We start from the raw sequence: 20,769 nt of genomic DNA on the forward strand, positions 1-20,769 counted from the left end.
TGCTTCACTCCTTTTCCAATCGCTTGGTCACATCATCTAAAAGCCGGCTGTCGGCTACCAGCCGTTTCGCCGTGTAGTGCCGGTCTTTCTTTGCGTCATCCACCCGGGCGAGAGCGTGGCTCAGCTTGCCGGCCTCTTGCGCTGTCCAGTGGCTTTCAGCTACCCGGACGATTTCGTAATCGGTCGTGCCTTTGTGCAATCCCCATCGGTCCGCAAGCAACTGACGCAGGTACGCCTCCCGAATCTGCAGAGCGTCCTTGGCCAGCCGTCGCCGTTCGTACCAGCTCGAAATCGCCAGAAGCGTTTCATCTCCACGACGAACTGTCCATTCTCTAAGCGTATAGACGGGGCCAAAGCGTTTCCCCTTCCACCAGATAAAGAGCAGCAGAGCGATGGCGAGCTGTGCCAGGCTGGCAATCAGCCAGTCCGGATAGATCGCCAGGATTCCCGGTCTCTGCTGATAGCCGTGATGGTACTCATCTATCCAAAAAACGCTCCAGTCTCCCTGGAGGTACGGCCAGATCAATTCAAAGTGGTTATGTTCCATTATCTTGCCGTTCGTGAGCCACTCCGGGACGAGAAACAAGCTTACTGTCCCTTCTCCCACCCGGCTCCGCCCCGCCAGAATCCCCTCCTGGTCAGAAAGCAGTGGCTCCATTCCATCCGCAGGATCGATTCTCCACTCCGTATCTGCCTGTCCGAAGCCGGGATTGTTCAGCAGCGAGCTTTCTACTCGCCGTTGTTCCGACTCGTAGCCTCCAACCAGACTGACGCTTAGGTCGGCATCCTCCCATCCTTCCGGCTCCCTTTGAAAGATGAGCAAGTCATTCCCTTTTTCCACCCATTGCAGGAGCTCTTCCTGTTCTTCCTCCTGCAAGCTATATGGTTCTACAAGCAGCATGGCCTGGCTTGTTCCTTCCGGAAGGAATCCCGTCGGTTTTCTCCATTCCTTGATTGCCTCACGTTTTTGTCCCAGCAGCTCCATTACTGCCTTCGTTCCATTGGGGTTGGGAGAAAAGGAGACATAGGCAGAATACGATTGGCTCGACGGTTTGAGCAGCATGATTCCCGCCACTAAGAAAAGCAGGATCGCCGCTCCCAGAACCAGTCTTGATTTAGCGGCGTTCGTCATGTTTTCCCTCCCCGTGCAATCTCCTCTCCAATTCGCTCAGCGATTCCCAGAAAGCAGCCGGAGCAAGCTCGGCCCTTCCATACCAAACCTGTTCAAAAAGACGGGCATGTGTGCGGAAGAACGTTTCCCACTCGGGTTGCCTTGCCTGCAATTCATCGAGGTACTCCCAATTTGTCTTCCAGCTCTCAATCCGAACCCAAGAGCGCTCCTGCATAAAACTGAGCAGAGCCAAAAAAGAATAGCGCACACCTTCGCGCCAGTCTTCTTTTTGTCCCCGTTCTTTTGCCTCGCGCAAGTAATCGGCATACGTGCGGATCCGTTCTTCTCGGGCGAGCAACTGGTTCTCCGCCGGGCCCCTGCGGACCATTCTCCGCCACCAGATCAAAAGAAAAACGATGACGCCAATCACAGCCGCGGCAACGATAACCTTTGACAACACGCTTGCCGTCCCCGGACTGACATCAGCCGACTGCAGCATGCGGGCAATCGTATCGAGGATTTCCTCGAAGAGGGCATCCAGCCAGCTCTTCCCCTGCTTTTTTACTTCCCCAAATTCGTCTCTGGCCAGAATGTCCGCAAGCCTTTCCTTGTCTTGGGTAAGCATTTCCGAATCGATCATGGCCTATCTTCCGCCCCCGGGGCAGTAAATGCCGGTTCTGTCTGTTCCTGAAGCAGCGCTTCGACATCCGTTCCGTCGTGGCGTACTTTCAGATCGAGATAGGCAAGCGAGTAAACGATCATCATCCACGGAGTCAACAGACATGTGAACAGAACCATCAACAGCTGTCCCAAAACGGATATGCCGAATATACCCATGAGAAGGGCCTGAATGCCCCCTGAAAAAATCGAATAAATGACCATGAGCACCAGGTACAGCCCGACTAACCGCCAGAAGTTCCCCTTCGTCAGCCTCCAGCTCCGTCCGATCCCGATCCCGTCGCGTTCCACCAGGACAACCGGCAGAAAAAACGCCCAGCGCAGGAGAAAATACCCGGGAACCAGAATCATCAGGACCAAAAACAGCAGATAGGCCAAGATGGCGAAGATGACGATGACAACCGGATTCGGGTCGTCAAACTCAAACAAGCTGCCAATGCCAATCCCCAGCATCGACAATAGAAAAATAGCCACGCCAAACGCGAGCATAATGCCAATTGCAATCAACATATAGACGACCGTGCTTCCTGCCATCGGCCAGAACCTTCCAAATGATTGCTTCAAAGAAGCCTTCAGCGAGATCGATTCCCCGTACACAGCAGCCTGAGTAACAAGCAGCGTCGCTCCCTGCAGCTGCGGATAGACCAGCAGGATACTCAGCGGCAGCCACAACAGCAAATACACCAGCAATTTCCCGATGTCGTCCGTCATTGCCTCATCCGATTGGATAAAACGGTTTTGCAAAAACTCTTCAAAACTGCTCGAATCATCGTCCGATACCAACAGCGGCATGCTGCCTACGTCATTGAGCAGTACCTCCTGCAGCAACAGCAGCGGAGCAAACAGGATTAGTGCCAACAGAAAAAACGTGGTAAAATGTTGGCGGTACACCGAAAAGCTCCGGTCCAATAAGCCCCCCACTCCCATGGGTTCAAGCCGCTTTCGATCCATTCGTGAAACCTCCACCATCTCTGTATTTGGGATTACCCGACCATTATACACGATTTTCCTCTTTTTTGAAAAAATTCCTCTCTATTTGACACAACATGTCGGAACACGAAGCCCTTGCAAAAAGAAAGCACTGCTCCTTTTGATGTGCAGTGCTTTTTCGACTCCATTTTTCTATTCCGTGACGCGGATCACCGCACTCGCCGCTCCCCGCTTTTCGCCGTCCTCTTGTTCTACCTTCACTTCAAACGTAAACGTCCCTTTTCGTTTGGGGACAAAGCGGATCACAACCTTCTGGATTCCCCGCTTTTTGTCGTATTGCCGCGTAATTTCCTCTGCCTTGTAATTCCAGGAGATTTTATGATCCTCCCATTTGCCGATCTTGTAGTAGGCTACCAGGTAAATTTCGTCTCCCGCTTTCATGGTCGCTGTGCCCGGACTGAGAGAGACAAGTATCTTGTCATGGTCCTCGACGGTAAACTCGGTGACGGCGCTTGCCTCAATTGTCTCGCCTGTCTCTTCGTCCTCCATACCCGCAAAGAAAAATGGCTTGTAAACTCCCGGTATTTTTGGAGTAAACGTCCCCGTCGTCACGTACTGGTTGTTTTTTTGATCCAACTCAGTCTCCAATTCCTCTACAGGCTGTGATTGATCAACAGAATTAAAGAAAAACATAAACTTCGGCTCGGATACGAGTTTACCTTTATTGGGTGTATAGACAGTAAACTTGATCGGCTCGCCTACCTTATAATATTCCTTCTGCTCAATTTTAAAGATGGACTCTACAGAAGGATTCATGGGCGGCATATTGTCAACTTGGATCATTTTGCTCGCATGTCCGAACCACTTTTGCTCTCCGTCATCCATAACGATTTTGTACACGAGCTTATAAGAAGTGATTCGACTTCCCGTCGAAAAGACACCCTTTGAGACATACTGGCCGTCGACCTCTTCGGTTTTCACAGGAATATCCAGTCGTTCTCCTTTCTCACCGTAATTGTCGATGGACATCTCGACCTGGACCAAATCGCCCTTTTTCTCCGTCATGGCTATGGCTGTAATCTCTTGTTCGTAATTATATTGCTTGTAGTCTGGTGTTAAACGAAGCTGACTCTCCAGTTCACTCGCTGTTTCTTCCGCAGTTGCTGGTTGAACGCAAAAGAAGCCAAGTCCAACAGCCAACACGGCGGTCCAAACAAACATTGACCAACTGGCTTTGTTGCTTCCCGGAAACCATCTGAAGCGCTTCATACCTTACAATCCTCCTCGGCCATATGGCTTAGGTCATTTTCTTTTATTATAGCGAAACAAATCGACTTTTCATCCATTTTCCAGTTATGTAAATATACAGAGTTCACACGAGCAAAAAAAATCCTCCAGCCATTGAATCAATAGCCGGAGGCATAGTACGTGAATGGTTCTATTATATGAAAAAGGCTCGGGAATTTCCTTCGTAGGTTGCTGGCAAGTCAGGCAACATTGCCTTGGATTGGTGTTTTCTATGTAAAGAAACAGGCCCATTTTCTTGAAAAAGATCGAATCCCCTCTTCCTCTCCCCGCCCCTACCGGTTTATACTTGCCGCATATTCTTCCTTGAACTGTTTATTGTACGACGAGATCAGACTCACCTTTCGCAGCAGCTCCTTTAAGCTATGGCTGAAAAAATCCGGCTCCTTGCATCCGTCCACATGTCCGACAGCAACCGATATGGATACTCCTTCAAGCACCATTGGCCGTCCGATCTCCTCGAGATATTCCTCTACTTGCTCTTGATCCGCTAACGATATCAGCACAAATTCATCGCCAGCATACCGGCACAAATAGTCGTATTTCTCCTTGGCGAGCGCGGAAAGCCGTTGAGATAAAGTCCGAATCACGTCATCGCCAAATGGATGGCCGTATTCTTTATTGATTCGACCAAAATCGTTTATGTCCACAAAAATCAGGTGGAACGGCTGACGCTGTTTGAGGAACTCCTCTCCAATGTACTGTATATAGGGAGCCCGGTACAAGCCTGTATGCGAATCCATGAACTCAGCCAGCTTTCGCATCACTTCTTCGCGAGTCACCAGCCCCTTCATCTCTGTCTTGTCCATGACGAGAATCCGTTCAATCTGATTCTCCGTGAGCATGCGATAGGCGTCCCAAATGTCGTGATCGGGACTGATCGTGACGGGATTGGGAGTCATGGCATCTGCTACGATCCGATTGGGATGGGATGATCGGACATCCCGGGAAGTGATGATTCCCTGTACCTGGTCGTGATCGACTACAATCAGCGACCCGATCTTCCATTCATTCATTTGCTCCGCCGCATAGGAAACACTTCTTCCCGACGTAATGGTGTGAACGGAAGTAGTCATGATTTCGGAGACCTTCATGACAGATCCACCTCGCGCTGAACAGAAACAGCGATTTTCAACTCAGAGCGAAGAACCATCGAATCGCTGATCATGTTTTCTGCTTCCTCCAGAATAATGTTCATCAACACATCTCTATCCAGCATCTGCATCAGCGAATTTCGGATGAGGACAGCCTCAATTCTCGGATGATCTATCTTCACCAAAGTAAATTGCTCCGGCGAAAGCGCCTCTGCCATCCGCCTGACGGCCTCTGGCCCAATGGGGGCTTTTCTTCCTACGATTAAGAGATCCTGCATCGGCGGAACCTCGAATTCCGAGATTCGTAGAGAAAGCGTCGCTTTCCGGGAATACACGTTTCTGTCACTCATCACATATTTCCTCCAGTATGTACACTTTTCATGAATATCGATTCAGTCGTCCCGGTTTCCCGAGGTAGTAGCCCTGACCGGTTTTTACGCCGAGGCTCGCGGCGCAGCAAAAATCCTCCTCGCGCTCAATCCCTTCCAAAATAAGCTCAGCTTCATCCCGGCAGTACTCAACCAAAAGCTGTACGATTTTTTGTTTCTTTCCTGAATGGGCCAAGCCATCTGAAAAGAACTTGTCCATTTTAATAAAATCAGGGGAGATCTCGACAATCTTGCGAAAGGTTGTCGCTCCTTCTCCGACGTCATCCAGCGCGATCTTGAAGCCGATCTTTCTAAGCATGGCGATTCTTCTCGTAAACAGCGGGTTCAGCCATATTTTTCGCTCTACGATAGATTCGTTGATTTCCAGAACAATTTTGCTCAGATTGGGACGAAACCTGCTCATGATGCCATCAATAAATGCCGGAAACTGATCCTCCACGATCGTAGACGGATAAATGTTGACAAAGAGAAACTCTCTTTTTTCCTGCCTCTGCTGGGGCATGAAAAAAACAGTCAATGCCTGTGAAATAGACAGGGTATCCAATTCAAATAACTTATTCTGTTCAGTCGCCTTTTGGAACAATGCTTCAGGGCCGATAGGGGATACGCTGCGAATCAGCGCTTCATATCCTATAACCTTTTTTTCCGGAAGGTGACAAATCGGCTGGAATACGTGGTAGAATCGTCGATTTTCAATAAATTCTGCTATGCTCTCCATCGTCTTACCTTCCTTACATGTTTGATTAAAATGATCGTACCCTGCACCCTCTTCAAACGGACACGCCAGCTGGTTGTACAACCAGCCCGATCATCTATTTAGGTAAATAGACTCACTATTCACAAAGAGTCCTTTTGACAAATAGCTCCATTATCCCTAATTATTCGCTAATTTTTACCTAATTCCTTTTCTTTTTTATGTAATTTGAACTACCTGATTATTTTTTTCTGTTGGCAAGGATATTTTTATGGAGTAAACGCTTTCTTTTGAGCGCAAAAAAACCTTTCCCCAGCCGACTCTCGGTGAAGAAAGGTTCGTTCTTGTCGATTTTGTTTGGCTTGCGGTCTTACGTCGTCAGGTTTCCGCTTGCCTTGCTCTTTGTGACGATGTGATGGCCGACGGGCAACCCCCGCTGCTGCAGCTCGTCGGACGTGAAAATTTGGAGCGTCTCACTTTTGCATGGCATTGGCATCAGGCCGCCGAGAGGGCTCATCACTCGCCCGTTTGTGTCTGTCTCGATCACGACGTACAGCCCCTTGCTCTCCAACTGCTGGATAAAGTCAGTCCAGCGCTTGGCGGTCATGTGCCCCACGTGCTTCGTGAAAATGACACCCATTTCTTGTGCTAACATGTACAATCCCCTTTGGTTCCCATCAAGTTTGATCAGTTAAGACATTCTAACGATACAAGGAAACATTCCCTTCTGGCAAAATGCGTTTTGAACAATAATCTGCGAAAAAATCCGGTTTTTCCCCGCTTATCGTTTTTAAGACCCTTCCCTCGTCACCGCACACAACTTTTCACCGCGGGCCGCTGTTTTTCGCTGTTTGTCCTTGTCCTCCCTATTTTTACCGATAGGTGACCGCTTGTTTTCCCAATGCTTCCCAACTGTTCTTCAGCGCCTGGTGAGCTACTCTCCGCTGTTTTTTTACTGTCAGCGGATCGTTGACATAGGCGTAAGTCTCATCGTATCCGACCAGCAGTACGGCATGCTCGTCAAAAGGAACCACGATCTGTTTGCCGTCGCTGTCCCAGTACTCCCACTCAGTCGGCGGCGTAAAGTCTCCGGTCGCCCATATGACTACGGGATACCCTGCGGCTACACTGTCCAGCAGCGTCTCGTAGCTTTCTCCAGTCAGATTGACCGTCCGCTCCCCCATATAATGCCGAAGCAGTTCCTCCAGCGGTTTATTGTAGACGGCAAAGCCTTTTTTCTTGCCTGTCATATCCCCGACAAAGCCTTCAGCCGGATCCCCCCATTTTTTGATATCGCCATTTTGCTGAACGATCCGTTCCGGGTCCTTTTTAACTTGCCGGGCCAGCGTCATTTTATCTACGGAATGACCGGCATGCTGCAGCAGCATCGCCAAGCTCGTCACCTCGCAGCCGTTCTTTAATTCCGGATTTTGCGCGATAACGGGAATATCCAGCATCGCTTGAGCGGGTCTGGCTGTATTTGTATGCAAGGCCAGCCGCGGTGCCGGAATCGCTGATTGTTCGCTGCTTGGGTGCTTGCTGCTTAGTCGCTCGCTGCTTGGAGCAGGCTGGGATTGTTCGGTTTGCGGCGCTGCTGCACCGCATCCCGTCAGCAAAACTCCCCATGCCGTCAGAGTGGCAATGGCCGTTTGTCTCACGGAATTGATCCCCTTCGATTTTATCCACAGGATGCCCTGGAGTCGTGCAGTCCATGTACAGACTCTCTCAGGAGATCGCTTCCAGCTCTACCGCAAGCAGGCTGGAAAAGGGAATCCAGACGGTCTTCTTATCCGTGTGCAGCTTTATCTTTTTTAATGCCTGATCGACGTGGGCGATTTTCCCCGCCAAACCGCAAGCACTTTTTCCATCGTAATACGTCAGCACGACACCCTGACCTGTTTGCAGTGCCTCCCAGATACGCCCGCTTATTTCAGCCATCTGCTCCTCGTCGAGCCCAGGCGGCACATAACGAAGCTCTTCCGCTTTGATCCTGATGTACATCTCACGGTGCTCCGGCAGCACAAAACGGCTTGCCACAAACAAATTATCCCGTTTGGAAACGCGCTTTTCCCTCATGTCCTTCTCTCCTCTTTGCTGACTGCGCCTTGTTCTTCCTCTCGCCTCTGAAACATTGCTCGCGGTTCATCCGCAAAGGATTTCGGCCTTGCCGTCATCCAGGAGCGGGCCAATTCCTGACACTCGGAGCGAAGCACTTCGATGGAATAGACCGCTTCCCTGACATATCCGCGATGTCGGTACTGTACCACATAGGTGCCATCCTGCCGGGTCGCCGTCAGCAAAATGCAGCCCATCTGCCGAAGCCGGCGCCGCAACTGATGATGCTCCCGCTCTGCCCAGCGGGACAGCTCCTGAAAAAACCAGTCGTACGAAATTTTGAAGGGAACGGTCCGCCCCTTTCCCATATCGACCATCGCAACCCGAAACAACAGGCCAAACAACACGTACAAGCGGACCAGTTCTTGCTCTTCCTCGGCGTCCTGCCTCTCCGTCATTTATAGTGCCCCCCGATCTTGCGAGCACGCTCACGAGCCTGCCCGGCTCCCGACATGGAAGCGGCACGCAAAATCGCATCCGCTCCGTAGCGATTGCGGATATCGTCTACAGCTCGGGCAAGTGAACGCTGCTTCTGAGTATCGGTAAAGAGGTTGAGCTGAACCACGTTGTCAGGCACCAGCTGCTCCAGACTGACGCCGACGCTGCGAACAGGGGTTTCCTGCCAGTGCCGGTCAAACAGGCGGCAGACAGCTTCGTAAAGCGTCATCGCGTCATTGGTCGGCTCCGGCAGCTTGAGCTGACGTCCAAATCCTGTCGGCACGTCAAAGTCGGCTCCCCGGCATCCAACCGATACCACCCAGCCCATCAGCTCTTTGCTGCGGGCCCTGCGGCATACCTCTTCACACAGCTCAAGCAGCACCACCTTGATGTCAGTAGCTGTATGGTAGTCGCGCGGCAGCGTCATGTGGTGACCGATCCCCTTCTGGGTATCATGCGTACGAGGCGAAACGGGCGAGTCATCCATGCCGTGCGCCGTACGCCACAGCACCTCCCCATTGACGCCCCAGCGCCGGGTCAACACAGCGGGCGAGAGCTGCGCCAGCTGCCCGATCTGGTATACGCCCATGCGATGAAAATGCCGTTTCATCCGCGAGCCTACTCCAAACAATTTTTCAATCGGCAGCTTCCAGAGCGTCTCTGCAAGCTCCTCCCGCTTCAGCCAGAAAATGCCTTCCTCCCGCTTCTTGGCGAAATTGTCGCACGCCATTTTGGCCAGCACCTTGTTTTCTCCAATACCGACCCGTGAATGTACTCCTGTTTCCAAGCGGATGCGCCGCTGGATCTCCTCTGCGATTTTCCACGGACCTCCAAACAGCCGGACACTTCCCGTCACATCCAAAAACTGCTCGTCGATGGAATACGGCTCCACCAGATCGGTAAACGACTCGAATATGCGAGTAATTTGTACAGCCACACGGATATAGGTCTCCATCCTCGGGCGAACCACGACCAGATGGCGGCACTTTTGCTGAGCCTGCCACAAGGCTTCTGCCGTGGTGACGCCGTACGACTTGGCAATCGGGCAAGCAGCGAGGACCACCCCGCTTCTTCGTTCGGGATCGCCTGCTACGACGATCGGTTTGTCGCGCAGCTTCGGCTGAGCCGCTTTTTCGATACTGGCATAAAAGCTCTGCATGTCAGCGAGAAAAATAATCCGTTTGTTGTCATGAGCCATTACAACCATCCCCTGAATAGGAACAAATGTTCCCGTTTCATTTCTGTTCTTATTATAGCAAACAGATGTTCGCTTTTATACCATGTACTTTTAAAAAAGGGCTGGAAATTGAAGGAAGTCGCCTGACAGGAGAGAAATTAGTAAGCATCAAAAGCGAAGGAACCGGTGGAGCGCCCGGATGGACATCCCGTAACGAGCAGCAAGCCGGATCAGGAGCTTCACGAGCAGAAAGGAGAAAAGGATGGACATTCGTCTGCGTCCCACTGCATTGGCAGATATACCGTATGTATACGAAACCGAACAGATGGAGGAAAACCGCGCTTACATCCTGCCGTGGGAGAGCACGCGGCATGAGCAGTCTCTCGCAAACCCGGATATCCGCCATTTGATTGTAGAAGATGCGAAGAAGGGGAACAGCGTGGGATACGTGATCCTGGCCGGACTGGCCAATCCGCACGCGAGTATCGAATTCATGCGGATTACCATCTCCGAAAAAAGAAAAGGATACGGGCGCAAGGTGCTGCAGGAGATCAAAAGGCTGGCTTTTGACGAGTGGGGGGCCAACCGCCTCTGGCTGGACGTCAAGGAGGAAAATCGACGAGCGCTTCAGCTCTACCTGTCGGAAGGCTTTATCATGGAGGGAAAATTGCGGGAGTGTCTCAAAACGAACGATCGGTACGAATCGCTGATTGTCCTCTCCATGCTGGCACGCGAGTACAAAAGCTGGACGCAAACTTGACTGAACGGAGTTATACGCCAAAAGCAAAGATAATGGTGCAAAAGATGAAGGTGCAAGGAAACGCAAGCCGGGAAGAAAAGGAAAGTGGAGACTCTCGTGCTTGCAAAATGCTTGCCGGGTGGTGGAATTAGCGAATATAGCACCATCCGCTAATTCCACTTGCCGACCGTTTTTCTCGTCTTGCAGAATTCAAGCTGGTCTTCACATAAGAGGTGCGCTGTCTACCAAACTGTCTCCATCTGGGAAAGGCTTTCCTGCTCAGTGCGGCTGAAGGTCGCCGCTGCTCAGCAAGTACAGCCACTGACCGTCAGCGCTTGCACCGATAAAGCTGATTCCGAAGGAGAGGTCTGTGATCAACGTGTCCGTCTTTCGCTGGTCAGCGTCAAAAGCCATAATGTCCATCGCGACCGCGTGCCCTTCCTCGTTCTCTTTATGTCTCGCAAACAAATACCGGTGACTGTTTGGGAGCCACAACCCTTCTCCCTGGAAATCCATCAGGTGCTCCTTTCCTTTAAACAGCCCCGCATTCCAATACATCTGATACATCCCGTCATCGGTTTGCGTATAGCCAGCCCAAGCATCTCTCGGAACAGGCGGGTTCCACGCGCTGACCTTTTCCGTCTTCCAGTCATAGCGGTAACGCAATTGGTCGAAGGAACTACGGCTCTGCCGCATCGCAAAAGTGAACTGCCGCCCGTCATCATCAAAGGAAATGGGGATGACATCTCCGTACATTTCATCGATAGGCACAAAGCCTTTCAGCGCACCGGTCAACCGCTGCTTTTCTCCGGTTTCCAGGTTCAGCAGCAGCAGGTCCAGATTTTGCTCCTGGTCTTTGGGCCCAACAGCCATGATCAGCTTTTTTCGGTCATGGCTAAAGTCGGCTCCGTGAACGAATTCCCCTATCTCGACGGGAACCGCAGTTTCACTGACAGGCATGTTTTGCCCCTCTTGCGGTGCCGCATAAAAAAAGCCGCGCCGGTCGGCAACAAATGCGCCTTCCCCCCGGTAACTGGTGGTCAGCTCCACTGGATAGCGAGTCAGCTCGTTCGTCTGCCTGTCATAGATCCCGTACAGGAGGGGATGCCGCGCGTCGCATTCGCAATATTCCGTATACCGCCTCAAGAGCAGATACCGCTGCTCAGGGTCGAGAAAAGAGTCGCTATGATACGAGCCGGGATACCCGCTGATCTGCTCCCGCACCTTTCCATCCAGGCTCACCTTCCACAATTGGTTGGGAGCAAGAACAACAGCCAGGAAGCCAGGGGGTTCCGACAGAACATGGCCGCTGGCGGTGCGTGCGCCTTTTACATCCAATACATACTCCTTTATTCCGTCTTCCGGCTGTACTCTCGTCCTGGGTGTCGCCCGGAGGTGAAGCTGTTTATCATGGACCCAACGGAACTCCAGGTCGGGCTCGATAAACCATTCCTCGGCAGACGCCTTCTCTTTTATCCGCGATTCAATCGCTTCTACCACACTGCTTCGGTCCATCGCCTGACGAAAGAACAACGTAAATGTCTGCGGTCCACTACCAACCGGAGTCCTGATCGGAGATTGCAGTACCGGCTCCTCATCCAGTCGGATCACAACATCTGCTTTCATCGATGCATAGTCAAACGGAATCTCTGCTGGATTCCACTCGGCGGAGGAAGGCGTTGGCGGATGCCCGGAGGAGGAATTCGGGGTTGTCCCCGGAGTTGTACTCCCAGGTGGCGCTTGTGATTCCGGCTGTTGATTTCCGCCGCTGCCGGATGGCGGTGTGCCTGTGCTTGCGGCAGGAACACATCCGGTTAAAAGCAATGTGCCTGCGAGAAGCAGCGCGAATGCCTGTAAGCGTTTCATCTGAACCATGATTTCGCTCCTTTGACTTCTTAACAATATTTCCCTGTAAGACGTAGGAAAGCGTGTTTCGTTTCAGCCATACGGCCGGGACTGGTGGGAATTACAGCGGAATTGGCTTGAGTTGGCAGCATCACAACTCATCTAGCATCACAACTCATCTTATGCTGTCCCGCTTGTTTGATCCTTCGATAAACAAAGTTCATTCCAACAAAAAACGCCCTTCCGAGTCCATTCACTCGAAAAGGCGCAGTCGTCTAGCTGCCTTCTATCCGGGACGTTTTGGCTGACGACGATCAATCAAAGACGATCCCGTCCAAAACACCTTCCCGCTTCAGATAACTGCGAAGCCAGACGTATTCCTTGTTTTTCCAAAACTCTTCCTTCTCTACCAAAGCAGCCGTCTCCTGGCGAGCCACTTCCAATGCCTTGAAATCGCTCATCAGATCGGCCACCTTAAATTCAGGCAAGCCGCTTTGCTTTGTCCCGAAAAAGTCGCCGGGACCGCGCAGTTCCAAATCGCGGCGCGACAGTTCGAAACCGTCTGTCGTTTCGCACATAACGCGCATCCGCTCTTTTCCGATCTCCGATTTGGGATCGGCGATCAGCACGCAGTACGATTGCTCCGAGCCGCGGCCAACACGGCCTCTGAGCTGATGCAGTTGGGCAAGCCCAAACCGCTCCGCATCATAAATGATCATGAATGTCGCGTTTGGGACGTTTACCCCTACCTCTACCACGGTCGTCGAAACCAGCACCGCATACTCCCCGGAAAGAAAGGCCTGCATCACCGCATCCTTTTCCTTTGCTGGCAGGCGCCCGTGCATAAGACCGACCCCGTACTCAGGAAATACCTGCGAGAGCTGAGCATGAACGTCAATCGCATTTTGCACGTCCAGCTTTTCCGACTCCTCGATCAACGGGCAGATGACATACGCCTGCCTGCCTTTCACGAGTTCCTCTCGCATTTGCTCCAGCACCTGGTGAAACTGCTCATGCTTTTTCCACGTAGTCTCGATCGGCTTGCGCCCCGCCGGCATCTGGTCGATCGTGGAGACATCCATGTCACCGAAGGCGGAAATCGCCAGCGTGCGCGGGATCGGTGTGGCCGTCATGAACAACACGTCGGGAGTAAGGCCTTTGTTTCTCAAAATGCGCCGCTGCTCCACCCCGAAGCGATGCTGCTCGTCCGTGATTACCAGGCCGAGCTTTGAGAAAAACACATCCTCCTGAATCAGGGCATGAGTCCCGACAACGACGTCAATCAAGCCCATCTGCAAGGCTCCGATCACCTCGCGACGCCGTTTGGCTGTAAGCGAGCCGGACAGCAGCGCCACCTGGATGCCGTGCGGGGAAAGAAGCCCTGTCAGCGACTGGACGTGCTGCTCAGCCAAAATCTCTGTCGGCACCATCAAAGCGCCCTGAAAACCCGCTTTGACTGCCGCAAACAAAGCGATGGCCGCGACTACGGTTTTTCCCGAGCCGACGTCCCCTTGAAGCAGCCTGTTCATTGCGTACGGCGAACGCATATCGGTGAGAATCTCCTTGATTACCCGCTTTTGTGCATCCGTCAGCGGGAACGGCAACGACTTCACAAAGGTGCGCAATTCCTCCATCGGAATTTGCAGAGCCGTCCCTTCGGTCTGCTCCCGGGCAATCCGGCGGAGCGCCTGCATTTTCAATTGGAATAAAAAAAGCTCTTCAAACATGATCCGCCGCCGCGCCTGGCGTCCGTTCTCGGCATCCTGCGGAAAATGGATCGACCGAATCGCGTCAGGCCGGGGCATGAGCCGGTAGCGACTGACGATATCGGTCGGCAGAATCTCCGGGATTTGCTCGCCGTACTGGCGAAGCGCCTGCTGGATCGTTTTTCGCAAAAGCGTATGGGTCACATCTCCGCCGAGCGGATAAATGGGTGCCAGTTCCCCTCTCTTTTGTGCCCGGTCGGAGTCGGTTTCGGTCATTTCACTGACGGTGATTTGCAGCTTGTGCTTGTCCCACTTTCCGGTCACGAGAATTTCTTTTCCCGGAGAGAGCCTGCTTTTCACGAATGTCTGGTTGAACCAGACCGCCGTCACCACCACTCTGTCCATGACCAGCTTGACGGAGATACGCGATTTTCGCTTGCCGTAAAAGCGAACAGAGGGTTCGCCGTAGACCGTGCCTGCCAGCGTTACCCTCTCTCCGTCCTTCACCTCTGTCAAATCGCGGACGCGGTAGTCCTCATAGCGGCTCGGGAAATACTCCAGCAGCTCCCCCACAGTCTCAATGCCCAAACCTGCGAAAGCTTTGGCCCTCTCCTCGCCTACCCCATGCAAGAGCGAGACGGGCGCGTCGTACCATTCGTTCATTTACTTTTTCTCCAGCTGCACACCGAAGATTTTGGCCTCGATCTGGCGTCCGGTCTGCGTCGCGGCCAAACCTCCCTGTGCTGTTTCCTTGAGGGTAGTCGGCATGGAGCAGCCAATCCGGTACATCGCTTCAATCACTTCGTCAGTCGGCACCACACTCTTGATCCCTGCAAGCGCCATATCGGCAGCTACGGTTGCGATCGCGGCCCCCATCGCGTTCCGTTTGACACAGGGAACCTCTACAAGTCCGGCCACGGGGTCGCAAACGAGACCGAGCATGTTCTTCAGGGCGATGGCGACAGCCTGAGCCGACTGTTCCGGCGTACCGCCTGCCATCTCGACAATCGCAGCGGCAGCCATCGAGGTCGCCGAGCCCACTTCCGCCTGGCAGCCGCCGGCAGCACCGGAAATAAACGCGTTATTGGCAATGCAGTAGCCAATCGCTCCGGCAGTAAAGAGGTAGTTGACCATCTCCTCGCGCGTCGGCTTCAGCTTGTCTGATACGGCAAACAAGGTACCTGGCACAATTCCGCAAGCACCTGCCGTCGGCGTAGCCACAATCGTGCCCATCGCCGCGTTTACTTCGTTCACAGCGACCGACATGGAGACGGCATTGAGCAGGGTGGGGCCAGACAGAAACGGCTTTGTGCGCATGTACTCCTGCAGTTTTTTCGCATCGCCGCCAGTCAGTCCGCTGTGCGAACGGATGTCTTCCGTCAGTCCGCGCCGGACGGCTTTTTCCATCACGTCCAGATTCGTGTACATATCCGTTAAAATGGTCTCGCGAGTCCGCTGGGAAACCTCCATCTCCGCCTCAATCATCACCTGCGAAATTTTTTTCCCTTGGGACTCAGCCAGTTCTACCAATTCTGCTACGTTGCGAAACATGTCCTGTTCACTCCTCTCCTCCCGCTTTACTGTAAAGAAAGCAGTGAGACATCAAAAATATACGGGATGTTCCCGATTTCCTCCAGCACCTCTGGCAGGACGACAGAATCCGTCTCGATCGCCATCAGCGCGCGTGACCCGCGGTCGTGCCGGGAGACTTCCATCAGTCCCACGTTGATTTTATGCTGCGTGAGCACCTTGGCTACGCCGGCGATCATTCCGAAGCGGTCTTCGTGCAAAACCATCAGTGTCGGCGTATCGAAGCCAAGCTGGAAGGCAAAGCCGTTGAGCTCCGTTACCTCGATCTTGCCGCCCCCGATGGAAACACCGACTACCTCCACATCCTTCTCATCGTCGCTCAAGCGAATCCGCGAAGTGTTCGGGTGACCGGTCAATTCTTCGGAAGTGTTGATCACAATATCGATACCCAGGTCTTTGGCAATCTGCAGGGAGTCCTTCAGCCGCAGATCAAACGTATCAAAATCAAGAATGCCCGCGACTGTCGCGACATCGGAGCCATGCCCTTTATACGTTTTGGCAAAGGAACCGTAAAACGTGATCTCCGCTTTTTTCGGCTGTCTGCCAAAGAGCTTGCGGGCTATCCGCCCGATCCGGGCAGCACCGGCTGTATGGGAGCTTGAAGGTCCGACCATGACTGGACCGATAATGTCAAATACACTTTTATATTTCACCCGGTTCTCCTCCTGAATGCAAAGGGGTTCTCCACCTTGAAAGGTTTACTCTCATTTTATCTTACCGCCTCTGAAAGCGCTACAGGTTCCTCTCATTGAAACTGGGCCATCACCCATTCCTGCGGCAGCTCATATACTGCAGCACGGAGCATGATTGTGCAAGCGCGATTTGACCAGGAAAGGAGCGAGCAAGATGAGCGAACGGAAGGACCCCGGAAGAAGAAAATGGACAGGCGTGGAATATCTCGGCATTTTCCTTGTTTTGTCGTCTCTGGCTTCCCTGTTGTTCTGGCCGCATGCGCTGGCCGGCCTGTTCGATGCCATTATCAAAAAAGTATTTCCGATTGTTGTCGACATTTTCCTCACGGGGGAAGTGGGAATTGCCGTCATTGTCAGCGTCATCGTCGGAAGGATGCTGGAACGGCTCGGGTTTACAGATGCGCTGTTCCGCGTATTTGCTCCTGTCATGAAATGGCTGTCCATAAATCCTGCCGTCATTATCCCGAGTGTCTACAATATTCTCGGTGATATCAATGCCGCCGGGCGGATCGCCGGTCCGATCCTGATGCGGGCAAAAGCGACAAAAGCGGAACAGAAAATCGCTGTCGCCACGATGATTCAGTCCCAGCAATCATTCGCCACGTTCATGATCGGACTGATCGCTCTCGCCGCCACCGGAGCCGCTGTTTTTCCGGTCGTACTGCTCTCGATCTTTGTCCCGCTGATCCTCGTTCCCTGGCTTCTGTCGAAGACAATCTACCGGGATACCCGGACAGTAGAGCTGGAGGAGCTTCCGCGTTTTACTCCCGGCACCGCTTACCTCAAAACGGTCTTTGACGCTGCCAAAGAGGGAACGGAACTGCTCTTGCTGGTCATTATCCCCGCGGTTGCTGTCGTATTTGGGGTCATCGGCCTGTTGGAATACATTGGCGTTTGGCAACCGATCGAGAACGCTTTTACCCTGCTGCTCTCCGCTTTGAGCATCGAGCCTGCGACAGGCATGCTGTCCCTTTTGGCCAGTCCCACGCTGGCGATGGCTGAGCTGCAAAAAATCGCCGCGAGCATCGACCCGCGCCTTGCTGTCGGTTCCTTTGTCCTCGCCTCCTCGGGACTGCCCTTGTCAGTGATCTTCGGACAGGTTCCTGCGACATGGGCGGCCCATTCCGACTTGACGGAGCGTGAAGCGATGGCAGCCGCTGTCATCGGCATGCTCATGCGGCTCGTCACTGCTTTTGTGATCGGATACTTTGTGACGCCTTGGGTGGTGTAAACATGAGCGGAACGTATATGATCAGGGCCAAGAAGCTGGTGACCGTAACCGAAAAAGGCAGTATCAACGACGGAGCCATGCTTGTGAAAAACGGGCTGATCGCTGACATTGGCCCCTGGGAGAAGCTTTGGGTAGAGCATCGGGCGAATGGAGTGGCTTTGCTCGACTGCCGGGACTGGGTCATTGCCCCTTCGCTGGCGGACTGCCATACCCACCTTTTGGAGTTCGCTCCCGGATCACTGTTTCCGGTAACGGAAGAAACACATGGAGCCGCCGGCATGTCGCTTCTGCTCAAGGCACTGTCCTGCGGGATTACGGCCCTTGGGGAACAAATTTGCGGGCATCCAAAGTGCGGCTTCGACCTCGCTTTTTATCGTCGTCTCGCTTCCTTTGTGCCCATCGATGTCTGCTTTTCTCTGTCCAGTATCTCGATTGGATTTTCGCAGCTTGCTCATTTTACCGCGGCTACCGGCCCCCATCCGGTCGAGAGGGAGCGCTTAGCTGCCCCTGAGATCGTACAAGTGCTGGCGGGCGAGAGCGAATACCCGGGAGAGAATCTGTTTCTCAACGCCACACCGGCCAATTTCAAGCCGGAGGAGGTCCCTCGGGCGGGCGAGATCATTTATGAACAGAGCGAATTGACCCGGGTCGTCGATGCTTTCCACCGATCGGGCAAATCGATTGGCGTTCATGTCGGCGGCGAAGAAGCGATCCGTATGGCCCTTGCTGCAGGAGTGGATGTGCTTCATCACGCTCACGGGATTACCGAGCAGCAAATTATCGAAGCTGCCCAAAAGAACATAAAAATAGTCGCGACTCCGCTGGGCGGCACACATGAACTGCCGAATTCCCCGGAGCAAATCAGCCGCTTGGTTCAGGCCGGGGTGACCACCGCCATTTCTACCGATGCCTACTTGCCTCCACACGAGCAGGCCTCCTGGCTTTCTTTTCCGGATCGGGAATTAAAGGGGCCGGAGACGCTGATGGCCATCGCCCAGCCTGCGATGAAGCTTTTGCAAAAGCAAGGGTATGGGGAAAACGAGATCCTCTCGCTCATCACCCGCAATCCAGCAATGGTCCTTGGGAAGGAAAAGCGTTACGGCAGTTTGGGAAAGGGACTGGAAGCGAATTTTCTGGTGACAGCAGGTGTGCCTGGACTGGAGATAACCTCCGAAGAGGACATCAGGCAGGTGTACTATCGCGGGGTGAAGGTAATTGATCGTATCGGAGAAGGCTGATTGAGCTGGTAGCGCAGAACCTCATCCCGGTATGGGAAGGGAAACAGGCAGAAGAGACAGTTCGGGTGGCGTCTGCTTGAGACACCCAGAATTGGGAATCGTCACGCTGGATCTGTCAGAAGTCAAGCGGATTAAAGAGCAGTACCCGTTTATCTACATGGAGAGCCGTCGGGCAGACATTTATAAAGCGAATCACTTGGTATAGAAACTGATGGGGAGGCTAGGCACTTTCAGCCTTGCCGCGTTAGAGAATACAGCGCAATGCTTTTCCCGTTGAACACGATTTCACGTTCAAAGTTCATGCCTATTTTCCGCGCTACCTTCACTGAGCTATGATTGTCAAATTGGATGAGCGAGATCAGCCGCTTTTTTCCCAGATGAGACAGGCCGAAATTCCGCAAGGCCAGGGCAGCTTCGGACGCATAGCCTTGTCCCCAATGCCTTCTCGAGATCCAATACCCAACCTCTGTCTCTTTGCGCTCATCGACGAGCTGGGGAACAAGTCCTGCGTACCCAATCAGTTCACCATCAGACTTCCTTGCCACGACCATCAGTCCAAGCCCCTGCTCCTCTTCATAGCGGTTCATCCACATGCGCAGCCGTTCGGCGGTCTGTTCTCTGGTCCAGACATTCCCTTGACCGATATACCGCATCACCTCCGGATCACCTGTCATCGACATCAAAAAATCCAGGTCCTCTGCTGTATACGGACGAAATACAAGACGCTCTGTCGCCAGCATGCAAATACACCCTCCTTGTTTTTTCAAACATGCTCATCGTGTAAATGACAGTCCCCCTGTTTTCCAGAGCATATGGTCCGCAACTGCCATGCAGCGCCGCAACATGTACCGGGAGAGCACAGGACCGTATAAAAACCTCCTCGAAGCACACGAGGAGGTTTTTCTTTCGAAAAGGACGTCTATTCTTTTACCATCACAAATCCGAGCAATCCCGGGCCTACATGGGTACCGATTACCGGGCCGATCTCCAGCAAGAAAGACTCGGTCACCTGAAACTCCTGCTTGATCGCCGCCAAATGCTCCGCCGCTTGATCAGGTACGGCGCTGTGCAGCATCGCTACCTTCACCGGCTGGTCTGAGGCGTATTCCTTCAATGCTTCCTTCACACGGGCGATCGCTTTTTTGGTCCCTCTTACTTTGTCAAAAGCAGCTACGTACCCCGCAGGGTCCAAGGTCAGAATCGGTTTAATGTTAAGCAAGGAGCCGATGACCGCAGAAGCCTTGCCAATGCGGCCACCCTTTTGCAGAAACTCCAGCGTGTCAACGATGAAATAGACCTGCACTTCATCGAGAAAACGATCGATCATGTCGAGTATCTGCTGCTTGCTCTTCCCTTCGCGCGCTGCTTTGGCCGCTTCGACACAGAGCATGCCGTAAACAAATGAAGCTTTACGCGAATCAATGACGGTGATATCAAGCTGTTCTTCCATCATCGATTGTGCGATGACGGCAGACTGATACGTACCTGAGAGCGAACCGGAGAGCATGATGGCGATGATTTGGACATCTTTGCCGTGCTGCTCCCGAATTTGTTTGTACGTTTCAGCGAAGTCGAGCGGGGATGGTTGAGATGTGGTCGGCATCACATCCGTATGCTTCAATTTTTCAAAAAACATGGCAGATGTAATGGAGACCCCGTCCAAATACGTTTCTTCTCCAAACATCACCTTCAGCGGAACTGCTACGATTCCGAGCGACTCCCGCAGCTCGGAATCGATGTCAGCCGCACTGTCCGTTACGATCACAATGGACATCTACACAACTCCTCTCCAGGGAA

General features: G+C 52.9%; 22 protein-coding genes. 4 read left to right on the forward strand and 18 right to left on the reverse strand.

The window, feature by feature from the left end:
- Positions 1 to 4 precede the first annotated feature (4 nt).
- From NST37_RS15525 to NST37_RS15580, 12 genes are all read right to left on the reverse strand, one after another.
- Positions 5 to 1,132, reverse strand: a complete 1,128-nt coding sequence (locus NST37_RS15525; RefSeq protein WP_171505991.1) for a DUF4350 domain-containing protein — start codon at positions 1,130 to 1,132, stop codon at positions 5 to 7.
- Positions 1,116 to 1,751: a DUF4129 domain-containing protein gene (locus tag NST37_RS15530; protein WP_003386095.1), complete on the reverse strand. Its 636-nt coding sequence runs from the start codon at positions 1,749 to 1,751 to the stop codon at positions 1,116 to 1,118. The genes NST37_RS15525 and NST37_RS15530 overlap by 17 nt, the downstream gene beginning before the upstream one ends.
- The gene (locus NST37_RS15535; RefSeq protein WP_003386097.1) at positions 1,748 to 2,740 is read right to left on the reverse strand and encodes a hypothetical protein; all 993 of its coding nucleotides are present in this window, start codon (positions 2,738 to 2,740) and stop codon (positions 1,748 to 1,750) included. Before NST37_RS15535 ends, NST37_RS15530 begins: the two co-directional genes overlap by 4 nt.
- 171 nt (positions 2,741 to 2,911) lie before the next feature.
- Positions 2,912 to 3,988 (reverse strand): hypothetical protein, encoded by a 1,077-nt coding sequence (locus tag NST37_RS15540; protein WP_031932941.1) that lies wholly within the window; start codon positions 3,986 to 3,988, stop codon positions 2,912 to 2,914.
- A gap of 311 nt (positions 3,989 to 4,299) precedes the next feature.
- Entirely contained in the window at positions 4,300 to 5,118 is an 819-nt protein-coding gene (locus NST37_RS15545) for a GGDEF domain-containing protein (RefSeq protein WP_003386101.1), read from the reverse strand.
- A complete protein-coding gene (locus NST37_RS15550) occupies positions 5,115 to 5,468 on the reverse strand; it encodes a hypothetical protein (RefSeq protein ID WP_003386102.1) in 354 nt (117 codons plus the stop codon). The genes NST37_RS15545 and NST37_RS15550 overlap by 4 nt, the downstream gene beginning before the upstream one ends.
- A gap of 28 nt (positions 5,469 to 5,496) precedes the next feature.
- Entirely contained in the window at positions 5,497 to 6,225 is a 729-nt protein-coding gene (locus NST37_RS15555; protein WP_003386103.1) for an EAL domain-containing protein, read from the reverse strand.
- Between the two features lie 346 nt (positions 6,226 to 6,571).
- Positions 6,572 to 6,856, reverse strand: a complete 285-nt coding sequence (locus tag NST37_RS15560; RefSeq protein WP_003386104.1) for a hypothetical protein — start codon at positions 6,854 to 6,856, stop codon at positions 6,572 to 6,574.
- A 217-nt stretch (positions 6,857 to 7,073) separates the two neighbouring features.
- Positions 7,074 to 7,859, reverse strand: coding sequence for a C39 family peptidase (locus NST37_RS15565; RefSeq protein ID WP_339185551.1), 786 nt, complete (start codon positions 7,857 to 7,859; stop codon positions 7,074 to 7,076).
- Between the two features lie 67 nt (positions 7,860 to 7,926).
- Positions 7,927 to 8,277, reverse strand: coding sequence for a YolD-like family protein (locus tag NST37_RS15570; protein ID WP_003386106.1), 351 nt, complete (start codon positions 8,275 to 8,277; stop codon positions 7,927 to 7,929).
- The gene (locus NST37_RS15575; RefSeq protein WP_003386107.1) at positions 8,274 to 8,714 is read right to left on the reverse strand and encodes a hypothetical protein; all 441 of its coding nucleotides are present in this window, start codon (positions 8,712 to 8,714) and stop codon (positions 8,274 to 8,276) included. Before NST37_RS15575 ends, NST37_RS15570 begins: the two co-directional genes overlap by 4 nt.
- The gene (locus NST37_RS15580; protein ID WP_024982902.1) at positions 8,711 to 9,952 is read right to left on the reverse strand and encodes a DNA polymerase IV; all 1,242 of its coding nucleotides are present in this window, start codon (positions 9,950 to 9,952) and stop codon (positions 8,711 to 8,713) included. Before NST37_RS15580 ends, NST37_RS15575 begins: the two co-directional genes overlap by 4 nt.
- Positions 9,953 to 10,193: 241 nt before the next feature.
- Between NST37_RS15580 and NST37_RS15585 the strand changes: the two genes are divergently transcribed.
- Positions 10,194 to 10,691, forward strand: a complete 498-nt coding sequence (locus NST37_RS15585; RefSeq protein ID WP_024982903.1) for a GNAT family protein — start codon at positions 10,194 to 10,196, stop codon at positions 10,689 to 10,691.
- A gap of 258 nt (positions 10,692 to 10,949) precedes the next feature.
- On the opposite strand, the gene NST37_RS15590 is transcribed toward NST37_RS15585, so the two are convergent.
- From NST37_RS15590 to sdaAB, 4 genes are all read right to left on the reverse strand, one after another.
- On the reverse strand, positions 10,950 to 12,545 hold the full coding sequence (locus NST37_RS15590) for a hypothetical protein (protein ID WP_031932945.1): 1,596 nt from the start codon (positions 12,543 to 12,545) through the stop codon (positions 10,950 to 10,952).
- Positions 12,546 to 12,829: 284 nt separating this feature from the next.
- Positions 12,830 to 14,884 carry an ATP-dependent DNA helicase RecG gene (recG, locus tag NST37_RS15595; protein ID WP_031932946.1) on the reverse strand — a complete coding sequence of 685 codons (2,055 nt, stop codon included), beginning with the start codon at positions 14,882 to 14,884 and terminating at the stop codon, positions 12,830 to 12,832.
- Positions 14,885 to 15,772 (reverse strand): L-serine ammonia-lyase, iron-sulfur-dependent, subunit alpha, encoded by an 888-nt coding sequence (sdaAA, locus tag NST37_RS15600; protein WP_122958697.1) that lies wholly within the window; start codon positions 15,770 to 15,772, stop codon positions 14,885 to 14,887. It abuts the gene before it with no gap.
- Between the two features lie 26 nt (positions 15,773 to 15,798).
- On the reverse strand, positions 15,799 to 16,464 hold the full coding sequence (sdaAB, locus tag NST37_RS15605) for an L-serine ammonia-lyase, iron-sulfur-dependent subunit beta (RefSeq protein ID WP_003386115.1): 666 nt from the start codon (positions 16,462 to 16,464) through the stop codon (positions 15,799 to 15,801).
- Positions 16,465 to 16,657: 193 nt separating this feature from the next.
- Between sdaAB and NST37_RS15610 the strand changes: the two genes are divergently transcribed.
- The 3 genes from NST37_RS15610 to NST37_RS15620 all read left to right on the forward strand — a co-directional run bounded on the left by NST37_RS15610 (position 16,658) and on the right by NST37_RS15620 (position 19,177).
- Positions 16,658 to 17,734 carry a hypothetical protein gene (locus NST37_RS15610; RefSeq protein WP_024982906.1) on the forward strand — a complete coding sequence of 359 codons (1,077 nt, stop codon included), beginning with the start codon at positions 16,658 to 16,660 and terminating at the stop codon, positions 17,732 to 17,734.
- 2 nt (positions 17,735 to 17,736) lie between these two features.
- On the forward strand, positions 17,737 to 18,972 hold the full coding sequence (locus NST37_RS15615; RefSeq protein ID WP_339166223.1) for an amidohydrolase family protein: 1,236 nt from the start codon (positions 17,737 to 17,739) through the stop codon (positions 18,970 to 18,972).
- 76 nt (positions 18,973 to 19,048) lie between these two features.
- Positions 19,049 to 19,177: a hypothetical protein gene (locus tag NST37_RS15620; protein ID WP_255320315.1), complete on the forward strand. Its 129-nt coding sequence runs from the start codon at positions 19,049 to 19,051 to the stop codon at positions 19,175 to 19,177.
- Between the two features lie 25 nt (positions 19,178 to 19,202).
- On the opposite strand, the gene NST37_RS15625 is transcribed toward NST37_RS15620, so the two are convergent.
- Both NST37_RS15625 and NST37_RS15630 read right to left on the reverse strand, forming a co-directional pair.
- Positions 19,203 to 19,712, reverse strand: coding sequence for a GNAT family N-acetyltransferase (locus NST37_RS15625; protein WP_339166225.1), 510 nt, complete (start codon positions 19,710 to 19,712; stop codon positions 19,203 to 19,205).
- Positions 19,713 to 19,891: 179 nt separating this feature from the next.
- Positions 19,892 to 20,746: a DegV family protein gene (locus NST37_RS15630; RefSeq protein WP_003386119.1), complete on the reverse strand. Its 855-nt coding sequence runs from the start codon at positions 20,744 to 20,746 to the stop codon at positions 19,892 to 19,894.
- Positions 20,747 to 20,769 lie beyond the last annotated feature (23 nt).

The organism is Brevibacillus sp. FSL K6-6036 (genome assembly GCF_037964015.1).
In the GTDB taxonomy this organism is placed as follows: domain Bacteria; phylum Bacillota; class Bacilli; order Brevibacillales; family Brevibacillaceae; genus Brevibacillus; species Brevibacillus borstelensis.